Genomic DNA, 24,546 nt, shown 5'->3' with positions numbered 1-24,546 from the left:
CCTTCTCACAGCTGGGTGTCGGTGGGGCGCCGCAGCACGAGGGCCGAGTTCGAGCCCATCAGCCCGCGGCTCAGCACCAGCGCCGTCCGCAGTTCGGCGGGACGTGCGCGGCCGGTGACCACGTCCAGGTCGTGGCAGACCTCGAACACGTTGGGCGTGGGCGGGACGAGACCGTGTTCCATGGCGAGCGCCGCGGCGGCGGTGTCGAGCACGGGCGCTCCGCAGTAGGCCCGGCCGATGCCGGTCTTGGGTGCCGTCACCGGGACGCGCCGCCCGTGCGCGCCCAGGGCGTCGGCGATCGCCAGGGCTTCGGCCCGGTCCGCGGCCGGCACTCCGAGCGCGTCCGCGAAGACGACGTCGATCTCCTCGGGCGCGCAGCCGGCCTCGCGCAGCGCGCCCTCGATCGCGTGGGCCAGCCCTTCGCGGGACTGCTCCCAGCGGGACGCGCCGGTGAAGGTGGCGGCGTGTCCGGCCAGTTCGGCCCGGATCCTGGCACCGCGCTCGCGGGCCTTGGCCTCCTCCTCCACCACGAGCATGCCGCCACCCTCGGCCGGTACGAATCCGCAGGCGTCGGAGGTGAACGGCCGATAGGCGCGGGTGGGTTCGTCACAGAGGCTGAGGTCGTCGTAGCCGAGCTGGCAGACGACCGAGTAGGGCGCCAGGGGCGCTTCGGCGGCGCCGACGACGACGGCGTCGGTGCCGCGCCCGATGGAACGGGCGGCGTGCATGATCGCGTCCAGGCCGCCCGCCTCGTCGCTGGCCACGACGGCGCACGGTCCCTTGAAGCCGCCCCGGATCGAGATCTGCCCGGTGCTGGCCGCGTAGAACCAGGCGATGGACTGGTACGGGCCGACGAACTTGGAGCCCTGGCCCCACAGCCGTTGCAGCTCTCGCTGGCCGAACTCACCGCCGCCCGAGCCGGCTGCGGTCACCACGCCGACCTTGAAAGGCTCGCCCTCGTAGTCGGCACGGCCGAGCCGTGCGTCGTCCAGGGCGAGATCCGCTGCCGCCATCGCGTAGTGCGTGAAGCGGTCGGTCTGGACGAGGTAGCGCTCCTCCACGGCCGCGACCGGGTCGAAGTCCCTGACCTCGCCGGCGACCCGCAGCGGGAGGTTCTCGCATCCCTCGCGGGAGACCCTGTCCAGGACGCTGACGCCCTCCTGGGTCTGTTTCCAGAAAGCGCCGGTGCCGCTGCCGTTCGGGGCGATGATGCCGATCCCCGTGATCACGGAATTGCGGCGAGCCGGGGTTGCCGGGGTTTTCATGGTGTCCTCCCGCCTGATCGGGTCAGGGCCACGGCGGACTGGAAGCCGCCGAACCCGCTGCCGACCGAGAGCACGCTGCGCAGCTTGAGCGGCCGTGCGGTGCGCGGTACGTAGTCGAGGTCGCACTCGGGGTCGGCGGTCTCGTAGTTGGCCGTCGGGGGCACCGTCTGGTGCTCGAGCGCCAGAACGCACGCGGCGATCTCGATCGCCCCGATGGCGCCCAGCGAGTGGCCGACCATGGACTTGATCGAGCTCATCGGGACCTTGCGCGCGTGTGCGCCCAGGGCCCGCTTCACCGCTGCCGTCTCATGCCGGTCGTTCTGCTTGGTGCCCGACCCGTGCGCGTTGACGTAGTCGACCTGCGAACCGTCGAGCCGGGCGTGTGCGAGGGCGGTGTTGATGGCCTCGGCCATCTCCAGGCCCTCGCTGGTCAGCCCGGTCATGTGGTAGGCGTTGCCGAAGGTGGCGTAGCCGGATATCTCGCAGTAGACGGTCGCACCGCGTGCTCGTGCGTGCTCCAGCTCCTCCAGTACGAGGACCGCTCCTCCCTCGCCCATGACGAAGCCGTCGCGGCGTGCGTCGAACGGCCGGGAGGCGTGCTCCGGGTCGTCGTTGTTCGCCGAGGTCGCCTTGATCGCGTCGAAGCAGGCGACGGTGATCGGGGTGATCGGGGTGTCGGAGGCACCGGCGATGCAGACGTCGACCCGGCCCTCCTCGACGGACTGGAAGGCGTAGCCGACCGCGTCCAGTCCCGAGGTGCAGCCGGTGGACACGGTCTGTACGGGGCCGTGGGCGCCGACCTCCTCCGCCACCGCGGAGGCCAGAGTGCTGGGCGAGAACGCCCGCTGGAGGTGGGCGCCCGCCGACCGGTGGTCGACGTCCCAGCGCGCGCCGCTTCCGCTGACGGCGACGTAGTCGTGTTCGAGGCGGGTGGTGCCTCCGACCGCGGTGCCGAGGGAGACCCCGACGCGCCAGGGGTCCTCCTTCTCCATGTCGAGCCCGGCGTCGCCGAGAGCTTCGCGTGCGGCGACCAGGGCGAACTGGACGTACCGGTCCGACCGTGCGATCAGGTCGGCGTCCAGGCCGTGCGCCACGGGATCGAAGTCGCACTCCGCGGCGATGCGCGAACGGAAGGCCGCGGGGTCGAAGAGGGTGATGCCCCGGGTGGCGGTCCTGCCGTTGGCCAGCAGGTCCCAGAACGCAGGGGCTCCGATGCCACCGGGGGCGACCACTCCGACGCCGGTGACGGCCACACGTCGTGTCATGACGCCGCCCCCGTTCGTTCTGGCGGGGCGTAGCCGTCGCTGGGGTCCGCGGTCTCCGTGACCTCGGTGTCCACGTGACCGAGTTCGGGACGCGGGGCGAGCGGGCCGAGGTGGAAGACCATGCGCGCCTCCACGTCACCCACGTTGCGGAAACGGTGGCGGACGTGCGGCGGGATCAGCAGCCCTTGGTCGGGCCGCATGGAGAACGTCTCGCCGTCCAGGTCCACTTCGAGGAGCCCGTCCACGACGTACACGAACTCCTCGGAGTACGGGTGGTAGTGCTCGCCGATTCGGTCACCGGGGTCGACGAGGGCCAGCCCCATGAAACCGCTGGTCGCACCCACCGCCGTGGGTGTGAGCATGGCGCGCAGGTCGCCTCCGCGCCTGCGGTTGGGCTGAGTCTCGCTGAGGTCCACGATGCGAGGCCGGTGGGTGGTCATGGCTGGTCTCCTCCAGGCACGTTGTGCGGTGTGACGGCAGCGGGGGTGGGCCCCCGCTGCCGGTGACGCGGGTCAGGCCTCGGCCGCCCGGCGATCGGTGATCAACTTCATCTCGGCCTGCGCGAGGAAGCGCGCGGCTTCCTTCTCGGTCGTGGGCAGACCGTTGGCTCCGCCGTCGAGCAGTCGGCCGAGCATGGCCGCCTTGCGCTCGCCGCCGATGCCCAGTGCCTGCGAGGGCTGGGCGCCGAGCGGGCCGCTCACCTCGAGGAGCCGTACCACGACGTCGTCCCGCTGGAAGATGGTGCTGCTCTCGATGGGGCTCGTGGAGTCGTCCGCCGCCTCTTCGTCCTCGCCGGCGAGCAGGCGGGCCAGCGCCATCCCGCAGCCTTCCTTGGCCTGGTAGAAGAGCGCGTGCCGCTGGACGTCGGCGGATGCGTGGCGGCCGGCCGTCACGTGGTGGACGGTCGGGAGCGCCGCACGGGTGAAGAACATCCGGGCGGAGTCCGGATCGCTGAGGTCGCGGTCCTGCTCCAGGTACGGATTGATGGCCTCCTCGACGGCCCGGACCTCGGGCTGACGGGAGACGTGGCGCAGGGCCGCCATGAGATCACCCTCCACCTCGACCGCCCGCACGACACGGTTGCCGTGCATGAAGAGGGAGGTGCGGCGCAGTCGGGTGTTCTCGTCGACGCGGGCCTGGGGGGAGTCGTAGTCGGCGAGGATCTTCGCGACCATTTCCTCCGTGCCCGGCTTCACCGTGAAGGTCAGCGCGTGGCGCACGACGCCGTCTCCCAGGCGAGGCGCGGCCTGCAGATTGCGCTTGGCGGGCTCGGGGCTGCTCTCGAACGCGGCCCCGGTCTCCCGCAGGACGCTGAAGCGCAGGGAACGCGTGTCACGGACGCAGCTGTGCAGCGGCTGCACCGTGGCGACGTGCTCCTCGCTGTTCACCCAGGCGAGGAAGGGCGGTGCGCTCTCCCACTCGCTGGTGATGAGCCACTGCGAGGGGTTCTCGATGGACTGGCACAGCTGGTCGCTGATGTGTCCGGGGATCGAGGCCACCTGGTTGCGCATGTGCTCGTACGCCTCGAGGAACTGGTTCTGGGCGCCGTCGTGCAGGTCGAGCAGCAGTATGACGCGGAGCCTCGAACCGTCGAAGGCCGACTGAGATATACGTTCCGAAAGGGTGGTCGTCATCGTTGGCTCTCCTTCGATACGGTGCGGCGACCACGTCCGGTGGCCTCGTCATCCGTCGGTTGCGGTGGAAGCGGCGCATGTCCCTGCCCGCTGACGCGTGACGTCCTCCCCCGCATCACGACGAGCATCGCTCCCGCGACTGATCGTGGAACGCTGGTACGGGTGGCGCGAGATTTATGAACCGTTCAGGTGAGGACCCGTCCGATGCCCTGCCCAAGGCCCCGTCGCAGGGCATGGACACTGCATCCCTCATGCCTCCGAGCTGGAGCAGCTGATGAACGAGAACGTCGACCTCCGCGTACCGGTCCTCATCGTGGGCGGGTCCCTGGTGGGCCTGTCCACATCCCTTTTCCTGAGCCGGCTCGGCGTCCGCCACCTGCTGGTGGAGAAACACAGCAGCACGTCGACCCATCCGCGCGGGCGCGGCAACAACGTCCGCACCATGGAGCTGTTCCGTACCGCGGGGGCGGAGCAGCTGATCAGGGACGCCGCATCCGTGCTGGCGGACAACCACGGCATCCTGCAAGCGGGTTCACTCACTGGCGACGACCAGGAGTGGCTGTTCAAGGAGATCGACCCGGGCGGCGGGCTCGCCCGGTTCAGTCCGAGCGGCTGGTGCCTGTGCAGCCAGAACGACCTGGAACCGGTCCTGGTGACCCATGCCCGTTCCCAGGGGAGCGAGCTTCGGTTCTCCACCGAGATGATGAGCTTCGAGCAGGACGAGGACGGGGTCACCGCCGTCGTGAAGGACCGGGAGACGGGCCGGCACACCACGGTACGAGCGGACTACCTCGTCGCGGCCGACGGCCCCCGCAGCCCGATCCGGGAACAGCTGGGGATCGGCCAGACGGGTCCCGGCGACCTCTTCCACAACGTGAGCATCACCTTCCGCTCACGGAAGCTCGCCACGGTGGTGGGCGACCGGCGCTTCATCGTCTGCTATCTGACCGCCCCCGAGGCGGACGGGGCACTGCTCCCGGTGGACAACGTGGAGCGGTGGGTCTTCCACGCCCCGTGGCAGCCCGACCGGGGCGAGACCCTGGAGGACTTCACGGACGAGCGGTGCGCGGAGCACATCCGGCGGGCGGTCGGAGCGCCGGATCTGGACGTCGAGATCACCGGCAAGGCCCCGTGGCACGCGGCCGAGCGGGTCGCCGAGCGCTACGCGTCGGGCCGGGTCTTCCTGGCCGGTGACTCGGCACACGAGATGTCCCCTACAGGGGCGTTCGGCTCCAACACCGGCATCCAGGACGCTCACAATCTGGCGTGGAAGCTGGCCGCCGTGCTGGAGGAGGCGGCGGGACCCGGACTTCTCGACACGTACGAGGCCGAGCGGCTGCCCGTGGCGAAGGCCACGAGCGCACGCGCGTCGGCCCGCTCGGGAGAGCACAGCCACCCCGGGTACGCCGGCTCGCCCGGGCCGGGCGGCGGGCGCAAGGGCGGCATGCTCACGGTCGCGCTCGGCTACCGCTATGCGCGCGGCGCGGTTCTGGACGTGGACCCCACTGTCCCCGTGGTACCCGAGGCCATGGGCCTGACGGGCGAACCCGGCACGCGGGCACCGCACCTGTGGCTCGGCCGCGACGGGGAGCGGGTGTCCACCCTGGATCTCTACGAGCGGTCCTTCGTGCTGCTCCGCGACGCCCGCCACCCGGACTGGAGCGAGGCGGCCCGGCAGGTGGCGAAGCGTCTGGCGGTCCGGCTGGACACCTTCGGGATCGGTCCCGGGCCGGAGGCGGATCTCCGGTCCGAGGAGGACGTCGACTGGGCCGCCGCGCACGGGACGTCCGCCGAGGGCGCCGTGCTCGTGCGCCCCGACGGGTTCGTCGCCTGGCGTTCCGAGGGCGCGGCCGCCGACCCCGAAGGCACGCTGTACGAGGTCATGGCGACGCTGCTTCACCGGGTCTGACCTGCATCGGATGACCGGCCGCGCGCGGTCGGTCATCCGATGCGGGGTCAGCCGATGCCGAACGACCTGAGCGCGGCGAGGAACTCTTCGGGGTTCTCGTCGTGCACGAGGTGGCCGGCGTCAAGGGAGACGAACCGCGCTCCGGGGATCTGTTCAGCCATCCACGCCAGTTGCTCCTGGTCGATGTGGCTGCGGGCGCCTCCGACGACGAGTGTGGGGGCGGTGATCTTGCCCAGGTCCTCCCTCGCGGCCGGGTCCGGGGCGTTCAGCTGGGCGTCGATGGAAGCGACCACCTGCCAGTCGAAGCCGAGCTCTCCCGGCGGCCGCTCGGCCGGCGGACGGGGCGGGTCCAGCGGGAGCAGCACCGGGGCGTCCTCGACGACCAGGGCCCCGGTCAGTGCCGGGTCCCGCTCGGCGAGCAGGAGGGCGGCGACACCTCCCATGGAGTGCCCGATCACGGTGGCGCCTGCGAGGTTGCGGGCTTCCAGGAACGCGTGCAGGTCGTCGCGGAAGAACTCGAAGGAGTAGTGGCCGGGCCAGTCGCTGAGGCCGTGTCCGCGCAGGTCGAGGGCGTACACCCGGTGGCGGGTCGCGAGCGCTTCGGCGATGCCGGTCCAGTCCAGGCTGCTGCCGCCCCGGCCGTGGGCGAGGACGACGGGAGGGGCTGTGGGCTCGCCCCAGGTGCGGTACGCGAGCCTGATCCCGCCCGCCTGCACGCTGCTGACCTCGGGGTCGAGGAAGGCGGTGACGGCGCGGACGAACGCGCCCGGGTCGTCCATCCAGGGAAAGTGGCCCGCGCCCCGCTGGACGGCGAACTCCCCGTGGGGGAACAGCGCGGCGAGTTCCGCCGCGCGGTCGGGGGTCGGCCCGCCGTCGTACTCCCCCGCGAGGACCAGCACGGGGGCCCGCAGCTCACGCAGCGCGGCAAGCACGGGACCGGCGTCGATCCCGCTTTCCGGATAGTGGTGCGAGGCTGCGACCGCGTTCTTCTCCCGGGGCGATTCGGCGGCGTGCGCCTGGGCCGCGGCGTCCCATCTCCCGTAGGTGAGTGGCCTGATCGCGGCCCAGGTCTCAGGAGTGGCGTGTCCGGCCTGGATCTCCGCCAGTGCGGCGGCCGCCTCCGCGTACCAGGGTTCATGGGCGCGCAGCGCGGCGGCGTCGCGCCGGTCCTGGTCGGTGGCGGGGAGCCCCAGGGTGCCGGTGGCGGGGGTGACGAGGGTGAGGGAGCGCACGTGCTGCGGGTATCTGGCTGCGTAGAGCGCGGCGAGTTCTCCGGAGGCGGAGTGTCCCAGCAGGTCGGCCTGGTCCAGACCGAGGTGCGCGCGCAGCGCTTCGACGTCCTCGACGAGCCGGTCGATGCGATAGGTCGACGTGTCCTCGGGTGTCGCCGACTCCCCCGTGCCCCGCAGGTCCAGGAGGACGAGCTGTCGTACACGGGAGAGCCCGCCGAGGTCCGCGAGGTAACGAGATGCCCGCATGGGGCCGCCGGGCAGGCAGATCAGCGGTTCGCCCTCGCCCTGGAGGTGGTAGGCGAGCTGGGTCCCGTCGTACGTGCTGAAGATCGGCATGGCTGCCATCCAAACAGGGCCGGACGCTCCGTGCGGACGCGTACGCCGACAGCGAATCAGCCGGCTGCCGTGCCGGCCAGCAGCTGAGCGGCGGCCCGCCCGGCCTGCCGGGCGGGCTCCGGCGACCCGGAGACGGCCGCGGTGACGATCGCGCCTTCGGCCAGGAGCACGTAGGCGACGGCGGACTCCTCCGGCCGTCCGGCGGCCACGACCAGGCCGGTGACGTAGGAACGGAATGCTTCCTTGTGTGCACGCGTGACTTCGGCGACCGACGGGTCGGTCGCGCCGAGTTCACCGAATCCGTTGATGAAGGCACAGCCACGGAAGTCCGGCTCGGAGAACCAGGCGTGGAGCCAGTCGAAGACGGCGAGCACACGGTCCCGCGGGTCGGGGCGGCTGTCGACGTAGGTGGCCAGCCCGGCACGCCACCGGGTGTCCCGGGCTTCCAGGCAGGCCCGGACGAGCTCGGACTTGGAGGGGAAGAGCCCGTACAGGCGCTTGAGCGACACGCCGGAGGCGGCGCGGATCTCGTCCATGCCGACGGCCTGGATGCCGCGTGCGTAGAACAGATTCTCCGCGGCTTCCAGTGCCGCCGCCCGCGCCTGTGCGAGTTCCACCGTCACTCCCCTTGCCGCCCGCGTCATCGTCCCCGCGCGAGGCGCGCCGCGCGCTTCCCGCCCCTGTCGTCGCTGCCCCGGCCCTTGCGGGAGAACGAGCGTTCTCATACAGTACGGCAGCAGCACGGAGAACGCACGTTCTCCCTTGGCCGGATGGAGACCGCCATGACCGGACAGCCCCTCGTCCCGCCGTTCACCCACGCCACCGCGGTCGCGAAGGTGCGTCGCGCCGAGGACGGCTGGAACAGCCGGGACCCCGAGAAGGTCGCACTCGCCTACACACCGGATTCACGCTGGCGCAATCGCTCCGAGTGGGTGACCGGGCGGGAGGAGATCGTGGAATTCCTGACGCGCAAGTGGGCCGGAGAGCTCGATTACCGCCTCATCAAGGAGCTGTGGGCACACACGGACGACCGGATCGCGGTGCGCTTCGCCTACGAGTGGCACGACGAGGCCGGCAACTGGTTCCGCTCTTACGGCAACGAGAACTGGGAATTCGACGACAACGGGCTGATGCGGGCCCGGCACGCATCCATCAACGACGTCCCGATCGAGGAGTCCGCCCGGCGCTACCACTGGCCGCTCGGTCGCCGGCCGGACAGCCACCCCGGACTCAGCGAGCTGGGCTCCTGACAGGGAGTTTTCCACAGGCCGCGCCTCCCCCTTGCCAGGACGCCCCGCCTCCTGAATTACTGACCACAGCAGGCGACCGAATGGTCGGTCGTCGATCGGCGAGGGGATGATCCGTATGACGGCGCTGCTGGACGCCGGCGAGCGGCTCGGCCGCGACGAGCTCGAGACGCTGCAGCTGGAGCGGCTCCGAGCCACATTGCGGCACGCCTACGACCACGTCGATTTCTACCGGGCGGCCTTCGACAAGGCGGGAGTGCGGCCCGAGGACTGCACCACGCTCGCCGACCTTGCCCGCTTTCCGTTCACCGTCAAGTCGGACCTGCGGGACAACTACCCGTTCGGGATGTTCGCGGTGCCGGAGAACGAGGTCCGGAGAATCCACGCGTCCAGCGGCACGACCGGCCGCCCCACGGTGGTCGGGTACACCGAGCGCGATCTGGACACCTGGGCGGACGTCGTCGCCCGGTCGATCAGGGCAGCGGGCGGCCGCCCTGGGCACAAGGCCCACGTGGCCTACGGATACGGCCTGTTCACCGGTGGTCTGGGAGCGCATTACGGTGCGGAACGCCTCGGTTGTACGGTCATCCCCGCGTCAGGTGGCATGACGGCACGCCAGGTGCAGCTGATCCAGGACTTCCGCCCCGAGATCATCATGATCACGCCTTCCTACATGCTGACTCTGCTGGACGAGTTCGTGCGCCAGGGCGTGGACCCCCGCACGACCTCGCTGAAAGTGGGCATCTTCGGCGCAGAGCCGTGGACCGAGGAGATGCGCCGAGAGATCGAGGAGCGCTTCGCCATCGACGCCGTCGACATATACGGGCTGTCGGAGGTGATGGGACCCGGTGTGGCGCAGGAGTGCGTCGAGACCAAGGACGGGCTGCACATCTGGGAGGACCACTTCTACCCGGAAGTCGTCGATCCGTTCACCGGTGAGGTTCTCCCGGACGGGGAGGAGGGCGAGCTGGTGTTCACCTCCCTGACCAAGGAGGCCATGCCGGTGATCCGCTACCGGACCCGGGACCTGACGCGGCTGCTGCCGGGTACGGCACGGGTGTTCCGCCGGATGGAGAAGGTCACCGGCCGCAGCGACGACATGGTGATCCTGCGCGGGGTGAATCTCTTTCCGACCCAGATCGAGGAGATCGTGCTGCGCACACCGGGCGTGGCCCCGCACTTCCAGCTGCGGCTGACGCGGCAGGGCCGCATGGACGCGCTGACCGTGCGGGCGGAGGCCCGCTCGGGTGCCACGTCCGCCGACAGGGCGGCTGCCGCCCTGTCGATCGCGGCAGCCGTGAAGGACGGAGTGGGTGTGAGCGTCGGGGTCGAGATCGTCGATCCGGAGTCCCTGGAGCGTTCCGTGGGCAAGATCAAGCGGATCGTCGATCTGCGGGAGGCCAACTGAACCTCGCCCGACGATCGCGGCGCAGCGGCATGGCCTGCGATGCCTACGCTGCCGGCTCGGGCGCCGGCTCGGTCCTCAGGTACCGGCCCCAGATCTCGGCCTTGAAGCAGGGATCGTCCATCCACGATTGTGCTGAAGGGCGTCGAGGTGACCCGGTAGAGCAGTTCGAGGACGAACGACAGGCTCAGCGCGCGGAGGTGAGCGTCGCGAAGACAACGACGTTGTCCTGGTATCCGGACTTCTTCGTGTAATCACCCCCACAGGTGATCACGCGCAGTTCGGGCCTGGTGGAGGGGCCGTAGACCTTCTGGTCGGGGAAGTTCTTCTTGCTGTAGACCTCGATGGCGTAGACCGTGAACACCGCGGTGCGCTGATCGGCCCGCTCCACCTCGATGGTGGAGCCCTTGCGCAGCGCACCCAGCTTGTGGAAGACACCCGGCCCGACCCGGGTGTCCACGTGGCCGGTTGCGACGGCGGTGCCCACCGCTCCCGGCACGGTTCCGCCGGCGTACCAGCCGGCGAGCACGGTGTTGTTGTCGGGAGGCGGCTGCAGGGCGCCCGCCGCGTCGAGGCCGAGCTCCATCAGGGGCGCGTTCACCGTGATGGACGGGATCCGCAGCCGGAGGGGTGTCGCCGGCGGGAGCGGCTGCACGGCGGGGCGCTGCGCTGTCGCGGCACCGCGTGGGGTCGCGGCTGCGGTCGATGCGGCGCGGGGGCCCGTGGTCCGCGAAGGGCTCGCGGGCAGGGGCATCAGGGGGGCGGGGCGGACGTACCGCCGGGGAAGGAGGGCGGGCGGGGCGGTGGCAGGGCGCATGTAGGACGGCGCTGGGGGTGCGGGGCGCTCCGGGGCCAGGTAGGCCTGCACACCGACGACGGACAGGGTGGCTCCGGGATGCCGGACGGTGGACGGTGCCGCTGGGAAGGCGCGGTCAGCGGGGGACGCGGGGGCTGTGACTGTACGGGCGGCGGGCGGCTGCGGTGGGCTGTTGTCGCGCAGCCCGGTGACCACCAGCACGGTGCCCACGACAAAGGCCCAGACGAGGTGCTTGACCGCCGGGAACGACTGGGGTGACGGAGTCCTGGTCCTGCGCCCGGTTCGCATCGCGTGTGCCTCTGCTTCGCATCGGGTGTGTCTCGCATCGGGTGGGTGGGAGCCCCTGGGCCCGGAGCCCACAGGGCCTGCACGTCCCAGGGCCCGGAGACGTGCAGGCCCTGCGGGTGCGGGCCCTGGGACATGCAGGCTCCGGGGCTTGCGGTGCTGCGGGTGTGTGGGGCCCCGGGGAGAAGCACGGCGCTTCCGGGGCGTGTGGCGCCTCCAGGGCCCAGCGGATCGGGTCGCGGCCGACAGCCGTTCCGCCGGGCCCGGCGGCGTACCGGGTCAACCGCGGGCTGCGGCCGTCCTGCGGCGCATCCTGACCACTCCCCCGGCCACGGCTCCGGCGAGCAGCACGCTGCCGGCGGCGAGCTGAGTGCTCCCGCCGGAGGGGGCTCCGAAACCGGCGTCGACGGCGCCGGTGGGCGCGCGGTCGACGATCCGGTACGTTTCCGTGATCTTGATCCGCGGCGGGCACTTCAAGGTGACGGTGTCGGCGTCGGCCTCGGTACCCTTCGGGATCTCGAACACGCCGACGAGTTCGCCCTTGTGGTCGCCCTCGAAGAGGTGGAAGGCTCCCGCCACCTCGGACGTGCCCTTGCCGTAGGTCTCCTTGCCGCAGGCTCTCGTCCTGACGGTGATCTGTGTCCCCGGCGACGCCTTCGCCGGGCTGATCCGGGCGGTCTGTTCACCGGAAGGGCCGGCCGCCGCTCCTGCGGCCGGAGCCGCGAGCGCCAGGAAGCCTACGGCCAGACAGATACCCGCACCGATGCGTGTGCTGCGCATGATGATCCTCCAACGGGAGCAGGGTCCGGCCGGTCTGCGCGGCACCTCTGCTGTACTCCGCTCCCGAGGCAACCGACACCCCGTCACCGGCGCAACATGAGGTGTCACCCTGCTCTTCACCCGGCCGGTCCCGGGGTTCGGCCGTCCGGCGATCATTTGCGCAGGTCACCGGAGACCGGCCCCGATCTGAGGAGGAATCACGCCGGGACCGCGAACGGGCTAAGCCGTCGGCGCTCGCCTTACGCCCTCCGGGGAACGCCTGACGCCGGGGCCGGGCCCCGTCCCGACGTCATGAGCTCAGGGCTCGCTGAGGGGCCGGACGTCCGCGCCGGCCTTGTAGGGCCCCGGAGAACAGCTGAGACTCGCCCAAAGCATGCCGTCGGGCTCGCAGTTCCGCGCCGGCGACAGTTTCCCGCGTTCCGCGAAGTCTCGGGCGCTCACGCCGCACACGCCGTGACCAGGGCACGCCGTGTCCGGGATGCCCTGGTCCCCGTTCCTCGGGCGAGCTCGCCGCGCCGCTGTCCGGGACCCCCGACCGGCCGTTCCTGCGCCTGCTCCCCCACGCGTCGGCCGCCCGTCGGCACCAGCTCGGGGCCGGGCCACACCCTGTAGGGCGTGAAGGATCCGCTCCGCTCGGCGACAGTCCTCGGGCGGCCGAGGCCGGACGCCAGGAGGGCAGTCGGCCGGTCGAAGCCGGACACGACGGAGGGCAGACGGGCGACCACGGCCGGACGCGGCGGAACGCAGACGGACGGCCGCGCGCGGCGGTGTGGTCAGGAGTACGTGTCCCGAAGCTCCCTCTTGAGGATCTTTCCACTGGCGTTGCGAGGCAGTTCGCCGACGAACAGGACCTTCTTCGGGGCCTTGAAGTGGGCGAGCTTCTCGCGGGCGTGCTCGATCAGTTCGGCCTCGGACGTCTCGCCCCGGAGCACCACGATCGCGGTCACGGCCTCGATCCAGCGTTCGTCGGGCAGCCCCACGACGGCAGCCTCGGCCACCGCCGGATGGGTGTAAAGGGCATCCTCCACCTGCCGTGAGGCGACGAGAACGCCTCCCGAGTTGATGACGTCCTTCACCCGGTCGACCACCGTGAAGTAGCCCTCGGCGTCGCGTACCGCCAGGTCGCCGGAGTGGAACCAGCCGTCGCGGAAGGCCTCTGCCGTCTCTTCGGGCTTGTCCCAGTAGCCCTGGCAGAGCTGAGGGGAGCGGTAGACCACCTCGCCCGCCGTGCCGTCCGGCACCTCCTTGCCGTGCTCGTCCACCACCTTCGCCTCGACGAAGAGCACAGGGCGCCCGCAGGAGTCCATCCTCCCCTCGTGCTCGTCGGGACCGAGCACGGTGGCGAGCGGACCGATCTCGCTCTGCCCGAAGCAGTTGTAGAAGGCCAGTTCCGGCAGCCGCTCGCGCAGGCGCTCCAGCACGGGCACGGGCATGATCGACGCGCCGTAGTACGCCTTGCGAAGGACACCGAGCTGACGGGTGGCGAACTCCGGGTGGTTGGCGAGTCCGATCCAGACGGTGGGAGGCGCGAAGAGGCTGTCCGCCTGACCGGCCTCCACCAGGTCGAAGATCCGGCCGGGATCCGGGGCGTCCAGGATGGTGTTCTCGGCGCCCACCGCGAGGTACGGCAGCAGGAACACGTGCATCTGCGCGGAGTGGTAGAGCGGCAGTGAGTGCACCGGCCGGTCCGAGGCGCGCAGGTCGAGTGCGGTGATAGCGCTGACGTATTCGTGCACCAGCGCACCGTGCGTCATCATCGCGCCCTTGGGCTGGGCCGTGGTGCCCGAGGTGTAGAGGAGCTGGACGAGGTCGTCCACCCCTGGTTCTCGCTCGGGGGTGAAGGAGCGGGGGGTGTCCAGCTCTGCGAGGAGGGAGTCCGGTGCGTCGCGCAGCGCTCGGACGGCGTGGCCGTCGGGGATGCGCGGAGTCAGGGCGGGGTCGGTGAGCACCAGTGCGCTGCCGGACTGCCGGAGGATGTAGTCGAGGTCCTCGCCGGTCAGGTTCTGGTTGACCGGCACATGGACGAGCCCCGCACGCGCGCAGGCCAGATAGGCGATCAGGTACGCATCCGAGTTGTGGGCGTAGGAGGCCACGCGGTCGCCAGGGCGCAGCCCGTGCGTGCTGGTCAGGACTGCGGCCGCGGTGCTGACCGCGGTGTCAAGGGCGGAGTAGGTCCAGGACCGGTCCGCGTACCGCACGGCGGTGCGCCCGGGAGTGCGCCGGGCGCTGCGCGCCACGACGCCGTCTACTGTGCTGCTGCGTACACCTGTCATGGCGTGATCCTGTGCGGCCTCGGGTCCGGGGTCAAGAGCCCGCAATCACGGTGTCATCCGCAGCCGGCCTCCGAGCACCTCCTCCACCCGCTCCCGAGGCACCGACACGGCGGTGTCCCGCCCAGCCGCATTTCTGACGCCGCGTCAAATTCTTTGTCACCCCGAGGACCCACGGGAAGGCGGAGGCAACAGTATTCTCCCCTTCGGCAGGAAGTTTCATCACCGTACGAGATTTCGAAAGTTACTTTCACGAGCGTGCTCGGGGTGCTTTCGACGTGAGGGGAAGGGGTTCCGGATGGCCGGGGACGTGTCGGACCGGGGAATGAGCCGCCGGAGGCTGGGCGGCGGGATACTGGCGCTGGGCGGAGGTCTCACTCTCGCCCAGATCCCTTTCGCGGGGGCAGCGGGAGCGGCGGCCGACGCCGGGTCGGTCGCGGAGCCGGGGGGCGGGTCCCCGGCCACACCACCGGGAACCGGGACGGGCATGGCATCAGAACGGCGCCGACCGACACTGCGCCGAGGTTCGGCCGCACGGGCGGGTCTGCTGCCGGACGAGCTCGACCAGCTGGTCGCCGAAGCGGAGAAGTTCCTGACCGACTCCCCCAAGCACCCCTGGTACGCGGGCGCGGTGCTGCTCGCCGGCCGCGGGGGCACCGTGGCCCTGCACCGGCCGATCGGCCGTGCGGTGCGTTATGCGGCGTACGACGAGAAGACCGACACCGGCGTGGAGTTCCCGCCGGACCAGCAGATCTCCATGGCCGAGGACACGGTCTTCGACCTGGCGTCGGTGTCCAAGCTGTTCACCTCGATCCTGGCCGTGCAGCAGATCGAGCGGGGCGCGCTGGAGCTCGAGGCCCGCGTCGCCTCGTACCTCCCCGACTTCGCGGGCGGGGGCAAGCAGGACGTCACGGTCCGCCAGCTGCTCACCCACACATCGGGTTTCCGGTCCTGGATCCCGCTCTACAAGGAGCCGACCCGCGAGGGGAAACTGCGCCTGCTCTGGAACGAGGTCCTGGCCTCCGCCCCCGGCTCCGCGTACCTCTACTCCGACCTCAACCTGATCTCGCTGCAACTGATCCTGGAACAGATCACCGGCCGCACTCAGGACGTCCTGCTCCGCGAGGAGATCACCGATCCGCTCGGGATGCACCGCACCCTCTACAACCCGCCCGCCTCGTGGAAGCCCAGGATCGCGGCGACCGAGGACGCCCGGCTCCCCTGGTCCGGGCTGGACCGTGGTCTGGTCTGGGGTGAGGTCCACGACGAGAACGCGTACAGCCTGGGCGGGGTCGCCGGGCACGCCGGCGTCTTCTCGTGCGCCTGGGATCTCGCGGTGCTGGCCCGCACCCTGCTCAACGGTGGCACCTACGGCAGGGCCCGGATCCTGTCCGAGGAGTCCGTGGAACTGCTGTTCACGGACTTCAACACCTCGTTCCCCGGCGACGAGCACGGGCTGGGCTTCGAGCTCTACCAGCACTGGTACATGGGCGCGATGGCGACCCCGCGTACGGCCGGCCACACGGGTTTCACAGGTACGAGTCTGGTCCTGGATCCGACGACGGATTCCTTTCTGATCGTGCTGGGCAACTCCGTCCATCCTGTGCGCAGCTGGCGTTCGGGCAGCGCGCCGCGTGTCGCGACCGCCAACCGGATGGCCCGCGCGGTGCCGGTCCGTCCGCCCCAGGGCGGCACCGCATGGTTCTCGGGCATGACCGGTGCGGCGTCCGCCACACTCACGCTGCCCGCCCTGCGCCCCGCCTCCTCGCACCCGGCGCTGAGCTGCGCCCTCTGGTGGGACACCGAGCCGGTCTCGGACGCCCTGTTCCTGGAGATCTCGGCCGACGCCGGGGTCACGTGGCAGCCCGTACCGTTCACCACCGTGGCGACGGAGGGTGAGCGGCCCCGGGAGTCCCGGCCGCACCCGGAAGGCTCGGTCTCCGGCTGGTCCGGACGCGTATGGCATCGCCTGGACGCGGACCTGAGCGGCCGCGGGGGCACGGAGGTGCGGCTGCGCTGGCGGTACACGACCGACCAGCTGTACGTCGGGCGCGGGGTGTACGTGGACGGCATCCGGGTGAAGGACGGGGACGTCACGCTCTTCGACGGGAACCGGCCCCGCGACGCGGGCCGCGTCGAGGCGACGGGATGGGTCCGCTCCGCGAACTGATCTGGCCGGTCGGCGGCCCGTCTTGCACATCGATGAGGCCGCTGCCGGACGGATACGGTGATTTCGCGGCCGCCACGGCGGTGGCCGCGGAGCCGATCCGGCGCCGCGGCGTGACGGTGGCGGGCCGGGCCGCGGCGCCCTCGCTGCCCGGCGCACAGGGGAACAAGGCGGGGGACCTCACGGCGGCCCGGCCCGGCGGGCCGGTCAATTCGGTGGATACCTCGGCCGCGGGGGTCTAGGTTGTCGAGTTCAAGATCCATACGTTCAGAACGAGGTGCATTGATGACGGTCCGGGCAACGGCGGTCGACTCCGGTCGGCTCCTCTCCGAAAACGACACCTCATCGAACGTAAGGAACACCACTCGTGGATCTTCCACGCATCTTCACCATCCGCGAAAGTAGCCACCGCATCCACAACCCGTTCACCGCGGAAAAGCTCGCCGCCCTGGGCCAGGCACTGCATCTGGCACCCGGGACGCGCGTGCTCGATCTCGCCAGCGGGTCGGGCGAGATGCTGTGCACCTGGGCTCGTGACCACGGGGTCACCGGGACCGGGGTGGACATCAGCACGGTGTTCACCGACGGGGCCCGCGCCCGCGCAGCCGAACTCGGTGTCACCGATCGGGTCACCTTCGTGCACGACGACGCCTCCGGTTACGTCGCGGACGAGCCGGTCGATCTCGCCGCGTGCGTCGGCGCCACCTGGATCGGGGGCGGCGTGCCCGGCACGGCCGAACTGCTGGGCAGGAGTCTCCGCCCCGGCGGGCTGATGTTGATCGGCGAGCCGTACTGGCGCCGGGAAGTGCCGGACGAGGAGACAGCCGTGGCGTGCCACGCCGGCAGCAAGGACGACTTCCTGCTGTTGCCGGAGCTGATCGAGCAGTTCGGCGGTCTCGGGTACGACGTCGTGGAAATGGTGCTGGCATCCCAGGACAGCTGGGACCGGTACCAGGCGGCACAGTGGCTCAACCTGCGCCGTTGGCTCGACGCCAACCCCGGTGACGAGCTGGCCGCCGAGGTACGGGCCGAACTCACCACCGAGCCTGCCCGCTACACGCGGTACCAGCGTGAGTACCTCGGCTGGGGGGTCTTCGCGCTGATGGCTCGCTGACGGTCCGATCAGCGCGGGTCCGGGCGGCATGCTGCCCGGACCCGCGCGCTCGCGTTTCCCGGCCACGCGACCCCGGCGCCTCTACGGCACGAGCGCGTCCCCCTTACTTCCGGGTCGGGCCGTCGTGCCCGGGTGAGAAGTGCGGAACGGACAGCGAGCCGGTCAGCGACACGCCGGTCCCGTTCGTCCGTGGCATGGGCGTCGTGGGCCGTCGCCATCCAGCGGTTGTCCAGGCCAGCCTCCGGAACGTAGGTCGACGTCTCTCGGCGTGCCATTCCTGCACGCTCGAAACTTTCGTCATCCGCTATGAATGTCTTTCGTAACGCCTGAAGGTGATTACCGAAGACTCAAGCAGATGAGCTCAGTTCACCTGCACAGGCACTCTGTCAACGCAGGTAGAGCCGCCAACTCCAGTCACATGAGCGGGAGTTCGCTCGGAAACATTTCGGAAATGCAGCGTTGACGTGACTTCCCGTCAAGCGCATACTCTCCCTCGCTCCCCTTGTTCCACAGCCCGTCCGCCCGTGGGCGGCGCATCCGGCGGATGTGCCGCCCACGGCTGCACAGCACCTCGAACGGTCCGAATCCCCCAGTCCGGGCTCCCCTGTTCGACCGCCCGGCAACCGGAAGAAGAGGCTGGAAATCGTGATGGCCCAGATACCACCAGGCGGTGCCCTCGCCCGTACGCAACTGCAGGCCCGTGCCAGACGGGCGCTGTCCTTCGTCACGGCGGGTGTCCTCGCCGCAGCCGGGGTCGTCGCGCTCGCCGGCAACGCGGAGGCCGTCGGCGCACTCGGCGACGCGGCAGCGGCCAAGGGCCGCTACTTCGGCACGGCGGTGGCGGCCAACCACCTCGGGGAAGCGGCGTACGCCTCCACACTGAACGCCCAGTTCGACTCGGTCACCCCCGAGAACGAGATGAAGTGGGACGCGCTCGAGAGCACCCGCAACTCGTTCAACTTCGCAGCGGCGGACCAGATCGTCAGTCACGCACAGGGCAAGGGGATGAAGGTCAGGGGTCACACGCTCGTGTGGCACTCCCAGCTTCCCGGCTGGGTGAGCGGCCTGGGCGCCACCGATCTCCGCTCGGCGATGACCAACCACATCACCCAGGTGATGACGCACTACAAGGGCAAGATCCACTCCTGGGACGTGGTGAACGAGGCGTTCCAGGACGGCAGCAGCGGTGCCCGGCGCAGCTCGCCCTTCCAGGACAAGCTCGGCAACGGCTTCATCGAGGAGGCCTTCCGCACCGCCCGTACGGTCGATGCCGACGCGAAGCTCTGCTACAACGACTACAACACCGACGGCCAGAACGCGAAGAGCAACGCGGTCTACGCCATGGTGAAGGACTTCAAGCAGCGCGGCGTCCCGATCGACTGCGTCGGCTTCCAGTCGCACTTCAACAGCAACTCGCCGGTCCCCTCCGACTTCCAGGCCAACCTTCAGCGTTTCGCCGACCTCGGTGTCGACGTGCAGATCACCGAGCTGGACATCGAGGGCTCCGGGTCGGCCCAGGCGGCCAACTACACCAAGGTGGTCAACGCCTGTCTGGCCGTCACGCGCTGCACGGGCATGACGGTCTGGGGCGTCACGGACAAGTACTCGTGGCGGAGCAGTGGCACGCCTCTGCTGTTCGACGGCGACTACAACAAGAAACCGGCCTACGACGCCGTGCTCGCGGCACTCGGCGGGTCGAGCGGAGGCGGTGACGGCGGCGGCGAAGAGGGCGGCACCGGTGCCTGCACCGCGACGTACACCCAGACCACGGCCTGGAACGGCGGGTACAACGGGCAGGTGACCGTGAAGGCCGGCAGTTCGGGCATCACGGGCTGGACGGTGCCGGTGACAGTGGCCTCGCCGCAGAAGGTCTCCACCGTCTGGAACGGCGCGGCCACCTGGGACACCACGGGCACGGTGATGACCGTGAAGCCCACGTGGAACGGCACCTTGGCGGCCGGCGCGTCGACCAGCTTCGGCTTCACCGTCTCGACGAACGGCAGCACCTCGGCGCCCGTCGTCGGCGCCTGCACCGCGTCCTGACGACGCGGGTCGTCCGACCGGAACGGGGGCCGCGAAGCCCGCGCTCGTCGCCGTCCGTTCCTCGAATCCGCCCTGCCCGGGCATGCCCGGGCAGGGCGGAGCGCTTGCCAGGCATCCCTGGGCGCAGCCCTGGCCGACGGCTCAGCCCGGGCGAGGCCGTGGACACGGTCCCGCGAGGCACCGTGCGAGGCGCGGGCCCTGGCCGGCGGGTCAGCCGGGGCGGGGCGGCCGGCCCTGTACTGCGGGTCAGCCGGGGGCGGGCCGGCCCGACCCCGTCGCGGCGAGCGCCGGGGCCGAGGACACCCCCCTGCGTGATACGGACGCCCGGCCGGACACGGGCGCCGCCTGCCCCTCCGGCGTGGGCGCGGGTGCCGTGGATTCGCGTACCACCAGGCGGGGTCTGATCAGCAGCGACCGGCCCGCCGCGGGTGCGGAGTCGATGCGCGCCCGCAGTTGCTGGAAGGTCTCGGCCGCCATCTCCGGCAGCGGCTGGCGGACCGTGGTGAGGGGCGGCTCGAAGAGATCGGCGAGCAGGATGTCGTCGAAGCCGACCACCGAGACGTCCCGGCCCGCGCCGCGCCCCGCGTCCTTGGCCCCGCGGCAGATCCCGATCGCGCACATGTCGTTGATGGCGACGAAGCCGGTGGGTGGATCCGGCCGCGACAGGAGCTCCCTGGCCGCGTTCCTGCCCAGCTCAGCCGCGTCCTTGTCCCCGAACTCCGTGGTGTCCGCGCCCGGCCAGACGATCGCGTCCGCCGGGTCGAGCCCGGCCGCCTCCAGGGCCGACCGGAACCCGCGCAGGCGCTCGCGGCGGTTGACGCTGCTGACCGATCCGGAGACGAACGCCAGCTTACGGTGGCCCAGTTCGACCAGGTGACGGGTGGCGAGCTCGGCACCCATCGCGTTGTCCACACTGATGCTTGCCAGTGACGCCGGGTCCCCGGCCTGCGCGGTCCGGTCGAAGGCCACCATCTTCAGCCCCCGGCTGAGCAGCGGCGCCATGTGGTCGAGCGAGGGCAGCGAGGAGCACAGCACCACGCCGCTCACCCCGTCGGCGAGCAGCTCCTCGCCGTACTTGAGCTCACGGGCGGGATCGCGCTCGCTGTTGCAGAGCAGTACGTGATAGCCCTCCGCCAGAGCGATGGCTTCCAGCTCCCTGGCGAGCGCCCCCCAGAAGGGGTTGGCGACCGACGGCACGATCAGGCCGATGACCTTGATCCGCCCGGTGCGGAGCATGCGGGCGGCCCGGTTGGGCCGGTAGTTGAGCTGCTCGATCACCTGTTCCACGCGAGCCAGGGTGGCCGCCTGCATACGGTCGGTGCGCCCGTTGAGGACGTTGGAGACCGTGCTCGCGGAGACGCCTGCGGCCTCCGCGACCTGATGGATCGTTACCCCGCTCATGCCACCTCCGGTTCGGAACGCACTGCCGAGGTTAGTGTACCGATTTACTGAACGCGCTCCACCGGTACACCCGTTAACGTCCCAGAAAAATATTGTGCACCAGCTGTTGACGTCGCTCTCAGGGCGTTCTTAGCATCACTGCATCGATTTACCAGCACTTCCCAGCCATTGCTGGGCCGTCCCCGCTGGATCGATCCACCGACTCCACCTCAAGAGGGGTGTCCCATGGAACTCAACAGACGGTCCGTGCTCGCTGCCATCGGTGCGGGCAGCGCCGCGGTCGCTCTCGCCGGCTGTGGCGGCGGCGCGTCGTCCGCCGGCTCGGCCGACGGCCCCGCCGAGGGCGAGATCACGCTGCTCACCCCGATCTACGAAGGTGCGAACGGCAAGACGCTGTTGGAGCAGAAGATCCTCGGCGGGTTCCGGAAGAAGTATCCGGACGTCGAGGTGAACGTGGACTACACCACGTATGCGCAGCTCAACGAGAAGATCACCACCGGTCTCGCGGGCGGGCTGCTGCCGGACGTACTCATGATGGGTGTCGGCTGGATCCCACCGTTCGCCGCCAAGGGGGCGATCGCCGAGCTGCCGGAGAAGTTCGCCTCGGCGCACGACTACGAGGAGCGGGTGCTGGAGCCCTCGCGCTACGAGGGCAAGCTCTACGCCCTGCCGGTCGTCCTCGACACCCGCATCGTCGTCTACCGCAAGGACCATTTCGCCGAGGCGGGGATCCGGAAGACACCCGCCAACTGGGCCGAACTCAGGGCCGTCGCGAAGCAGCTGACCGGCGGTGGACGCATCGGTTTCGACCCGTTCTCCATCGATCTGCGCCAGTGCTGGGAGACCTTCCTCTTCGCCAACGGCGGCCAGCTGTTCAGCGCGGACGGCAAGAAGGTGCTGTTCACGGACGCCCGGGGGGTCGAGGCGCTCCAGTTCTTCAAGGACCTGATCAAGGACGGTTCGGCGGACTACGCCAGGAAGACGGACGCGGGCGCCCCGTCCAACGTCCAGACGGGTGAGGCGTCGATGATGATGTCGACCAGTGCCCTGTGGGTGCAGACGAAGGACCAGAACCCCGATCTCATCGAGGACGACAAGCTCGGCTCGTTCGTCCTGGCCAACCGCAAGCCGGCGATGCTCCAGGGCGGCACGCTCGTCACGCAGTCCGCGCGTTCCAAGCACCCGGCGGCGGCACGCGCGCTGGTCGAGTACCTCGCGACGCCCGAGTCGATCCTGGGGGCGGCGGAGCAGCGCGGTTCGGTGCCCGGGCTGCGCGACCTGAACGACACCGGGTACGTCAAGGAGAACCAGTTCGTCGACCTCTCGCTGCAGAACCTGCAGCACGCCGTCTCCGAGGGCGGCACCGCGGCCTGGATGGAGATCCGCGAAAAGATCAAGCCGACGCTGGAGCCCGCCGTCGTGGGCGGCCAGTCCGCGAAGGACGCCATCGCGGAGCTCGGCCGTCTCGCCGAGGCCGCCATCGGCCGGATGTGAGGGCACGTCACCATGGGAGCGACAACCGTACTGAAGGCCAGGCCAGCCCGGCCGCCTTCCCCTCCTGAGACCCAGGCACCTCGGCGCACCCGCCGGGCCGTCACCGGCCCGGGCCGCCGCCGGCGCCGGGCGGGCATGCTCATGGTGGCGCCCGCGCTGCTCCACGCCTCGCTGTGGATCGGCCTTCCGGTCGTGGTCTCGGTGGCGCTGGCCTTCACCAAGTACGACGTGCTGACCGCGCCGGCGTTCGTGGGCCTGGCCAACTTCCGGGACATGCTGGATGACGCGGTCTTCCGCAAGTCCGTCGTCAACACCCTCCTGTACACCTTCTTCACCGTGCCGTTCGGGATGGCGCTGGGTCTCCTGGTGGCCCTCGCCCTGCACACGGGGCTGAAGGCGCGCGGCATCTTCCGCACCGCCGTGTTCCTGCCGCAGGTCACCGCGACCGTCGCGATCGCGCTGGTCTGGCTGTGGATCTACAACCCGGGGAACGGCCTGCTCAACACCCTGCTGTCGTTCCTCGGCATCGACGGCCCGGCGTGGCTCTCCTCGACAGGGTGGGCGCTGCCCTCGGTGATCCTCGTGGGCATCTGGCAGGGCATCGGGATGAAGATGCTGATCTATCTGGCCGCGTTGCAGTCCCTGCCGAAGGAGCTGTACGAGGCGGCGTCCGTGGACGGGGCCTCCAAGGCCAGGCAGTTCTTCTCCATCACGCTGCCCCTGCTGAAGCCGGCCACGTTCTTCGTGCTCATCACCTCGATGATCAGCGCCTTCCAGTCCTTCGACCAGATCTACATCCTGACCGACGGCGGTCCCGCCAACAGCACCACGATGATGACGTACGAGATCTACAAGTCCGCCTTCCGGGAGTTCCGCGTCGGCTACGCGAGCGCGCAGTCCCTGGTGCTCTTCGTGCTGCTGATGGGCTTCACCCTGGTCAACAAGCGGATCATGGGAGGCACACGTGGCCACAACTGAGCTGCTGAAGCCGGCTCCCGCGCCGCGGACGCGGGCCGTTCCGCTCGGCCGGATCGCGCTCTACGTGACGCTGTCGGTCGTCTCCCTGCTGATGGTGGTGCCGTTCGCCTGGATGGTGATCACCTCGCTCAAGACGCCGGTGGAGATCGCGTCGCAGGACGCCGGACTGCTTCCGGACCAGTGGGAGTTCGGGAACTACGTGGAGGCGCTGAAGGCCGCGCCGTTCGCCACGTACGCCCGGAACAGCTTCGTCATCGCGCTCAGCCACACCGTGCTCAACGTGCTGGTCGCGTCGATGGCCGGGTACGCGCTGGCGCGGATCAAGTTCCGCGGCAGCGAGATGATCTTCTACCTCTTCATCGCGGCCCTGATGATCCCCACCTACACCAAGGTGCTGCCGGAGTTCCTCATCGTCCGCTTCATGCCGCTGGCCGGCGGGAACGACATCCTCGGCCAGGGCGGCAGCGGCTGGCTGGACAGCTGGTGGGCCCTCATCATCCCGGGAGCCGTCACCCCGTTCGCGGTGTTCCTCTTCCGGCAGTTCTACCTGGACCTCCCGGTGGAGCTGGAGGAGGCGGCCCGGCTCGACGGGCTCGGTGAGTTCCGGATCTACGCCCGGATCATGTCGCCGCTGGTCAAGCCCGCCTTCATCACGGTCGCCCTGCTGACCTTCGAGTCCTCCTGGAACAACTTCCTCTGGCCTCTGCTGGTGACCCACACGGACAGCCTGCGGGTGATCCAGGTGGGGCTCTCCGTCTTCAAGACGGAGAACGGCACCCAGTGGCACTTCCTGATGGCGGGCACCACGCTCGCCACCCTGCCCATGGTCGTCCTCTTCCTCATCGGCCAGCGCTACTTCGTGCAGGGCTTCGCAACCGCCGGTCTCAAGTGACCGGTTCCGGCC

At 70.2% G+C, this 24,546-nt stretch carries 20 protein-coding genes; 10 read left to right on the top strand and 10 right to left on the bottom strand.

Annotated features, from left to right (window positions below; all coding sequences use genetic code 11):
- Window positions 1-5 precede the first annotated feature (5 nt).
- The 4 genes from ABZY45_RS12455 to ABZY45_RS12440 all read right to left on the bottom strand — a co-directional run bounded on the left by ABZY45_RS12455 (window position 6) and on the right by ABZY45_RS12440 (window position 4,164).
- Window positions 6-1,265 carry a ketosynthase chain-length factor gene (locus ABZY45_RS12455; protein ID WP_356738998.1) on the bottom strand — a complete coding sequence of 420 codons (1,260 nt, stop codon included), beginning with the start codon at window positions 1,263-1,265 and terminating at the stop codon, window positions 6-8.
- Window positions 1,262-2,530 (bottom strand): beta-ketoacyl-[acyl-carrier-protein] synthase family protein, encoded by a 1,269-nt coding sequence (locus tag ABZY45_RS12450; protein ID WP_356738996.1) that lies wholly within the window; start codon window positions 2,528-2,530, stop codon window positions 1,262-1,264. Before ABZY45_RS12450 ends, ABZY45_RS12455 begins: the two co-directional genes overlap by 4 nt.
- Window positions 2,527-2,970 (bottom strand): cupin domain-containing protein, encoded by a 444-nt coding sequence (locus ABZY45_RS12445; protein ID WP_356738994.1) that lies wholly within the window; start codon window positions 2,968-2,970, stop codon window positions 2,527-2,529. The genes ABZY45_RS12450 and ABZY45_RS12445 overlap by 4 nt, the downstream gene beginning before the upstream one ends.
- A gap of 72 nt (window positions 2,971-3,042) precedes the next feature.
- The gene (locus ABZY45_RS12440) at window positions 3,043-4,164 is read right to left on the bottom strand and encodes a TcmI family type II polyketide cyclase (protein ID WP_356738992.1); all 1,122 of its coding nucleotides are present in this window, start codon (window positions 4,162-4,164) and stop codon (window positions 3,043-3,045) included.
- Window positions 4,165-4,438: 274 nt separating this feature from the next.
- Here ABZY45_RS12440 and ABZY45_RS12435 point away from each other — a divergent pair, with 274 nt between their 5' ends.
- Window positions 4,439-6,073, top strand: a complete 1,635-nt coding sequence (locus tag ABZY45_RS12435; protein ID WP_356738990.1) for an FAD-dependent monooxygenase — start codon at window positions 4,439-4,441, stop codon at window positions 6,071-6,073.
- Window positions 6,074-6,120: 47 nt separating this feature from the next.
- On the opposite strand, the gene ABZY45_RS12430 is transcribed toward ABZY45_RS12435, so the two are convergent.
- Complete coding sequence (locus ABZY45_RS12430) at window positions 6,121-7,641, bottom strand: alpha/beta hydrolase (protein ID WP_356738988.1); 1,521 nt, start codon at window positions 7,639-7,641, stop codon at window positions 6,121-6,123.
- A gap of 56 nt (window positions 7,642-7,697) precedes the next feature.
- Complete coding sequence (locus ABZY45_RS12425; protein ID WP_356738986.1) at window positions 7,698-8,258, bottom strand: TetR/AcrR family transcriptional regulator; 561 nt, start codon at window positions 8,256-8,258, stop codon at window positions 7,698-7,700.
- Window positions 8,259-8,423: 165 nt separating this feature from the next.
- Between ABZY45_RS12425 and ABZY45_RS12420 the strand changes: the two genes are divergently transcribed.
- A complete protein-coding gene (locus ABZY45_RS12420; protein WP_356738984.1) occupies window positions 8,424-8,891 on the top strand; it encodes a nuclear transport factor 2 family protein in 468 nt (155 codons plus the stop codon).
- Window positions 8,892-9,006: 115 nt separating this feature from the next.
- Complete coding sequence (gene paaK / locus ABZY45_RS12415; RefSeq protein WP_356738981.1) at window positions 9,007-10,296, top strand: phenylacetate--CoA ligase PaaK; 1,290 nt, start codon at window positions 9,007-9,009, stop codon at window positions 10,294-10,296.
- Window positions 10,297-10,480: 184 nt separating this feature from the next.
- On the opposite strand, the gene ABZY45_RS12410 is transcribed toward paaK, so the two are convergent.
- From ABZY45_RS12410 to ABZY45_RS12400, 3 genes are all read right to left on the bottom strand, one after another.
- Window positions 10,481-11,398 (bottom strand): class F sortase, encoded by a 918-nt coding sequence (locus ABZY45_RS12410; protein WP_356738979.1) that lies wholly within the window; start codon window positions 11,396-11,398, stop codon window positions 10,481-10,483.
- Between the two features lie 276 nt (window positions 11,399-11,674).
- The gene (locus tag ABZY45_RS12405; RefSeq protein ID WP_356738977.1) at window positions 11,675-12,175 is read right to left on the bottom strand and encodes a sortase; all 501 of its coding nucleotides are present in this window, start codon (window positions 12,173-12,175) and stop codon (window positions 11,675-11,677) included.
- 773 nt (window positions 12,176-12,948) lie between these two features.
- On the bottom strand, window positions 12,949-14,448 hold the full coding sequence (locus tag ABZY45_RS12400; RefSeq protein WP_356738975.1) for an acyl-CoA synthetase: 1,500 nt from the start codon (window positions 14,446-14,448) through the stop codon (window positions 12,949-12,951).
- Between the two features lie 295 nt (window positions 14,449-14,743).
- Here ABZY45_RS12400 and ABZY45_RS12395 point away from each other — a divergent pair, with 295 nt between their 5' ends.
- From ABZY45_RS12395 to ABZY45_RS12380, 4 genes are all read left to right on the top strand, one after another.
- A complete protein-coding gene (locus ABZY45_RS12395) occupies window positions 14,744-16,615 on the top strand; it encodes a serine hydrolase (protein WP_356738973.1) in 1,872 nt (623 codons plus the stop codon).
- Between the two features lie 32 nt (window positions 16,616-16,647).
- Window positions 16,648-16,854: a hypothetical protein gene (locus tag ABZY45_RS12390; protein WP_356738971.1), complete on the top strand. Its 207-nt coding sequence runs from the start codon at window positions 16,648-16,650 to the stop codon at window positions 16,852-16,854.
- A gap of 125 nt (window positions 16,855-16,979) precedes the next feature.
- Window positions 16,980-17,726, top strand: a complete 747-nt coding sequence (locus ABZY45_RS12385; RefSeq protein WP_356738969.1) for a class I SAM-dependent methyltransferase — start codon at window positions 16,980-16,982, stop codon at window positions 17,724-17,726.
- A gap of 648 nt (window positions 17,727-18,374) precedes the next feature.
- Complete coding sequence (locus tag ABZY45_RS12380) at window positions 18,375-19,769, top strand: endo-1,4-beta-xylanase (RefSeq protein WP_356738967.1); 1,395 nt, start codon at window positions 18,375-18,377, stop codon at window positions 19,767-19,769.
- A gap of 246 nt (window positions 19,770-20,015) precedes the next feature.
- Here the strand turns inward: ABZY45_RS12380 and ABZY45_RS12375 are convergent, their stop codons facing one another.
- A complete protein-coding gene (locus ABZY45_RS12375) occupies window positions 20,016-21,170 on the bottom strand; it encodes a LacI family DNA-binding transcriptional regulator (RefSeq protein ID WP_356738965.1) in 1,155 nt (384 codons plus the stop codon).
- Window positions 21,171-21,395: 225 nt separating this feature from the next.
- Between ABZY45_RS12375 and ABZY45_RS12370 the strand changes: the two genes are divergently transcribed.
- The 3 genes from ABZY45_RS12370 to ABZY45_RS12360 all read left to right on the top strand — a co-directional run bounded on the left by ABZY45_RS12370 (window position 21,396) and on the right by ABZY45_RS12360 (window position 24,534).
- Window positions 21,396-22,664 carry an ABC transporter substrate-binding protein gene (locus ABZY45_RS12370; protein ID WP_356738963.1) on the top strand — a complete coding sequence of 423 codons (1,269 nt, stop codon included), beginning with the start codon at window positions 21,396-21,398 and terminating at the stop codon, window positions 22,662-22,664.
- Window positions 22,665-22,805: 141 nt separating this feature from the next.
- Window positions 22,806-23,642, top strand: a complete 837-nt coding sequence (locus ABZY45_RS12365; protein ID WP_356738961.1) for a sugar ABC transporter permease — start codon at window positions 22,806-22,808, stop codon at window positions 23,640-23,642.
- Window positions 23,629-24,534, top strand: coding sequence for a carbohydrate ABC transporter permease (locus tag ABZY45_RS12360; protein ID WP_356738959.1), 906 nt, complete (start codon window positions 23,629-23,631; stop codon window positions 24,532-24,534). Before ABZY45_RS12365 ends, ABZY45_RS12360 begins: the two co-directional genes overlap by 14 nt.
- The last annotated feature ends 12 nt before the right edge of the window (window positions 24,535-24,546 follow it).

Source organism: Streptomyces sp. NPDC006516 (genome assembly GCF_040611875.1).
In the GTDB taxonomy this organism is placed as follows: domain Bacteria; phylum Actinomycetota; class Actinomycetes; order Streptomycetales; family Streptomycetaceae; genus Streptomyces.
This window is presented reverse-complemented; position numbering and strand designations above follow the sequence as displayed.

Bases quoted from the DNA above. Each gene is read 5' to 3' on its own strand.
- ABZY45_RS12455 (WP_356738998.1), bottom strand. From the start codon at position 1,265: ATGAAAACCCCGGCAACCCCGGCTCGCCGCAATTCCGTGATCACGGGG.
- ABZY45_RS12450 (WP_356738996.1), bottom strand. From the start codon at position 2,530: ATGACACGACGTGTGGCCGTCACCGGCGTCGGAGTGGTCGCCCCCGGT.
- ABZY45_RS12445 (WP_356738994.1), bottom strand. From the start codon at position 2,970: ATGACCACCCACCGGCCTCGCATCGTGGACCTCAGCGAGACTCAGCCC.
- ABZY45_RS12440 (WP_356738992.1), bottom strand. From the start codon at position 4,164: ATGACGACCACCCTTTCGGAACGTATATCTCAGTCGGCCTTCGACGGT.
- ABZY45_RS12435 (WP_356738990.1), top strand. From the start codon at position 4,439: ATGAACGAGAACGTCGACCTCCGCGTACCGGTCCTCATCGTGGGCGGG.
- ABZY45_RS12430 (WP_356738988.1), bottom strand. From the start codon at position 7,641: ATGCCGATCTTCAGCACGTACGACGGGACCCAGCTCGCCTACCACCTC.
- ABZY45_RS12420 (WP_356738984.1), top strand. From the start codon at position 8,424: ATGACCGGACAGCCCCTCGTCCCGCCGTTCACCCACGCCACCGCGGTC.
- paaK (WP_356738981.1), top strand. From the start codon at position 9,007: ATGACGGCGCTGCTGGACGCCGGCGAGCGGCTCGGCCGCGACGAGCTC.
- ABZY45_RS12410 (WP_356738979.1), bottom strand. From the start codon at position 11,398: ATGCGAACCGGGCGCAGGACCAGGACTCCGTCACCCCAGTCGTTCCCG.
- ABZY45_RS12405 (WP_356738977.1), bottom strand. From the start codon at position 12,175: ATGCGCAGCACACGCATCGGTGCGGGTATCTGTCTGGCCGTAGGCTTC.
- ABZY45_RS12400 (WP_356738975.1), bottom strand. From the start codon at position 14,448: ATGACAGGTGTACGCAGCAGCACAGTAGACGGCGTCGTGGCGCGCAGC.
- ABZY45_RS12395 (WP_356738973.1), top strand. From the start codon at position 14,744: ATGGCCGGGGACGTGTCGGACCGGGGAATGAGCCGCCGGAGGCTGGGC.
- ABZY45_RS12390 (WP_356738971.1), top strand. From the start codon at position 16,648: ATGAGGCCGCTGCCGGACGGATACGGTGATTTCGCGGCCGCCACGGCG.
- ABZY45_RS12380 (WP_356738967.1), top strand. From the start codon at position 18,375: ATGGCCCAGATACCACCAGGCGGTGCCCTCGCCCGTACGCAACTGCAG.
- ABZY45_RS12375 (WP_356738965.1), bottom strand. From the start codon at position 21,170: ATGAGCGGGGTAACGATCCATCAGGTCGCGGAGGCCGCAGGCGTCTCC.
- ABZY45_RS12370 (WP_356738963.1), top strand. From the start codon at position 21,396: ATGGAACTCAACAGACGGTCCGTGCTCGCTGCCATCGGTGCGGGCAGC.
- ABZY45_RS12365 (WP_356738961.1), top strand. From the start codon at position 22,806: ATGGTGGCGCCCGCGCTGCTCCACGCCTCGCTGTGGATCGGCCTTCCG.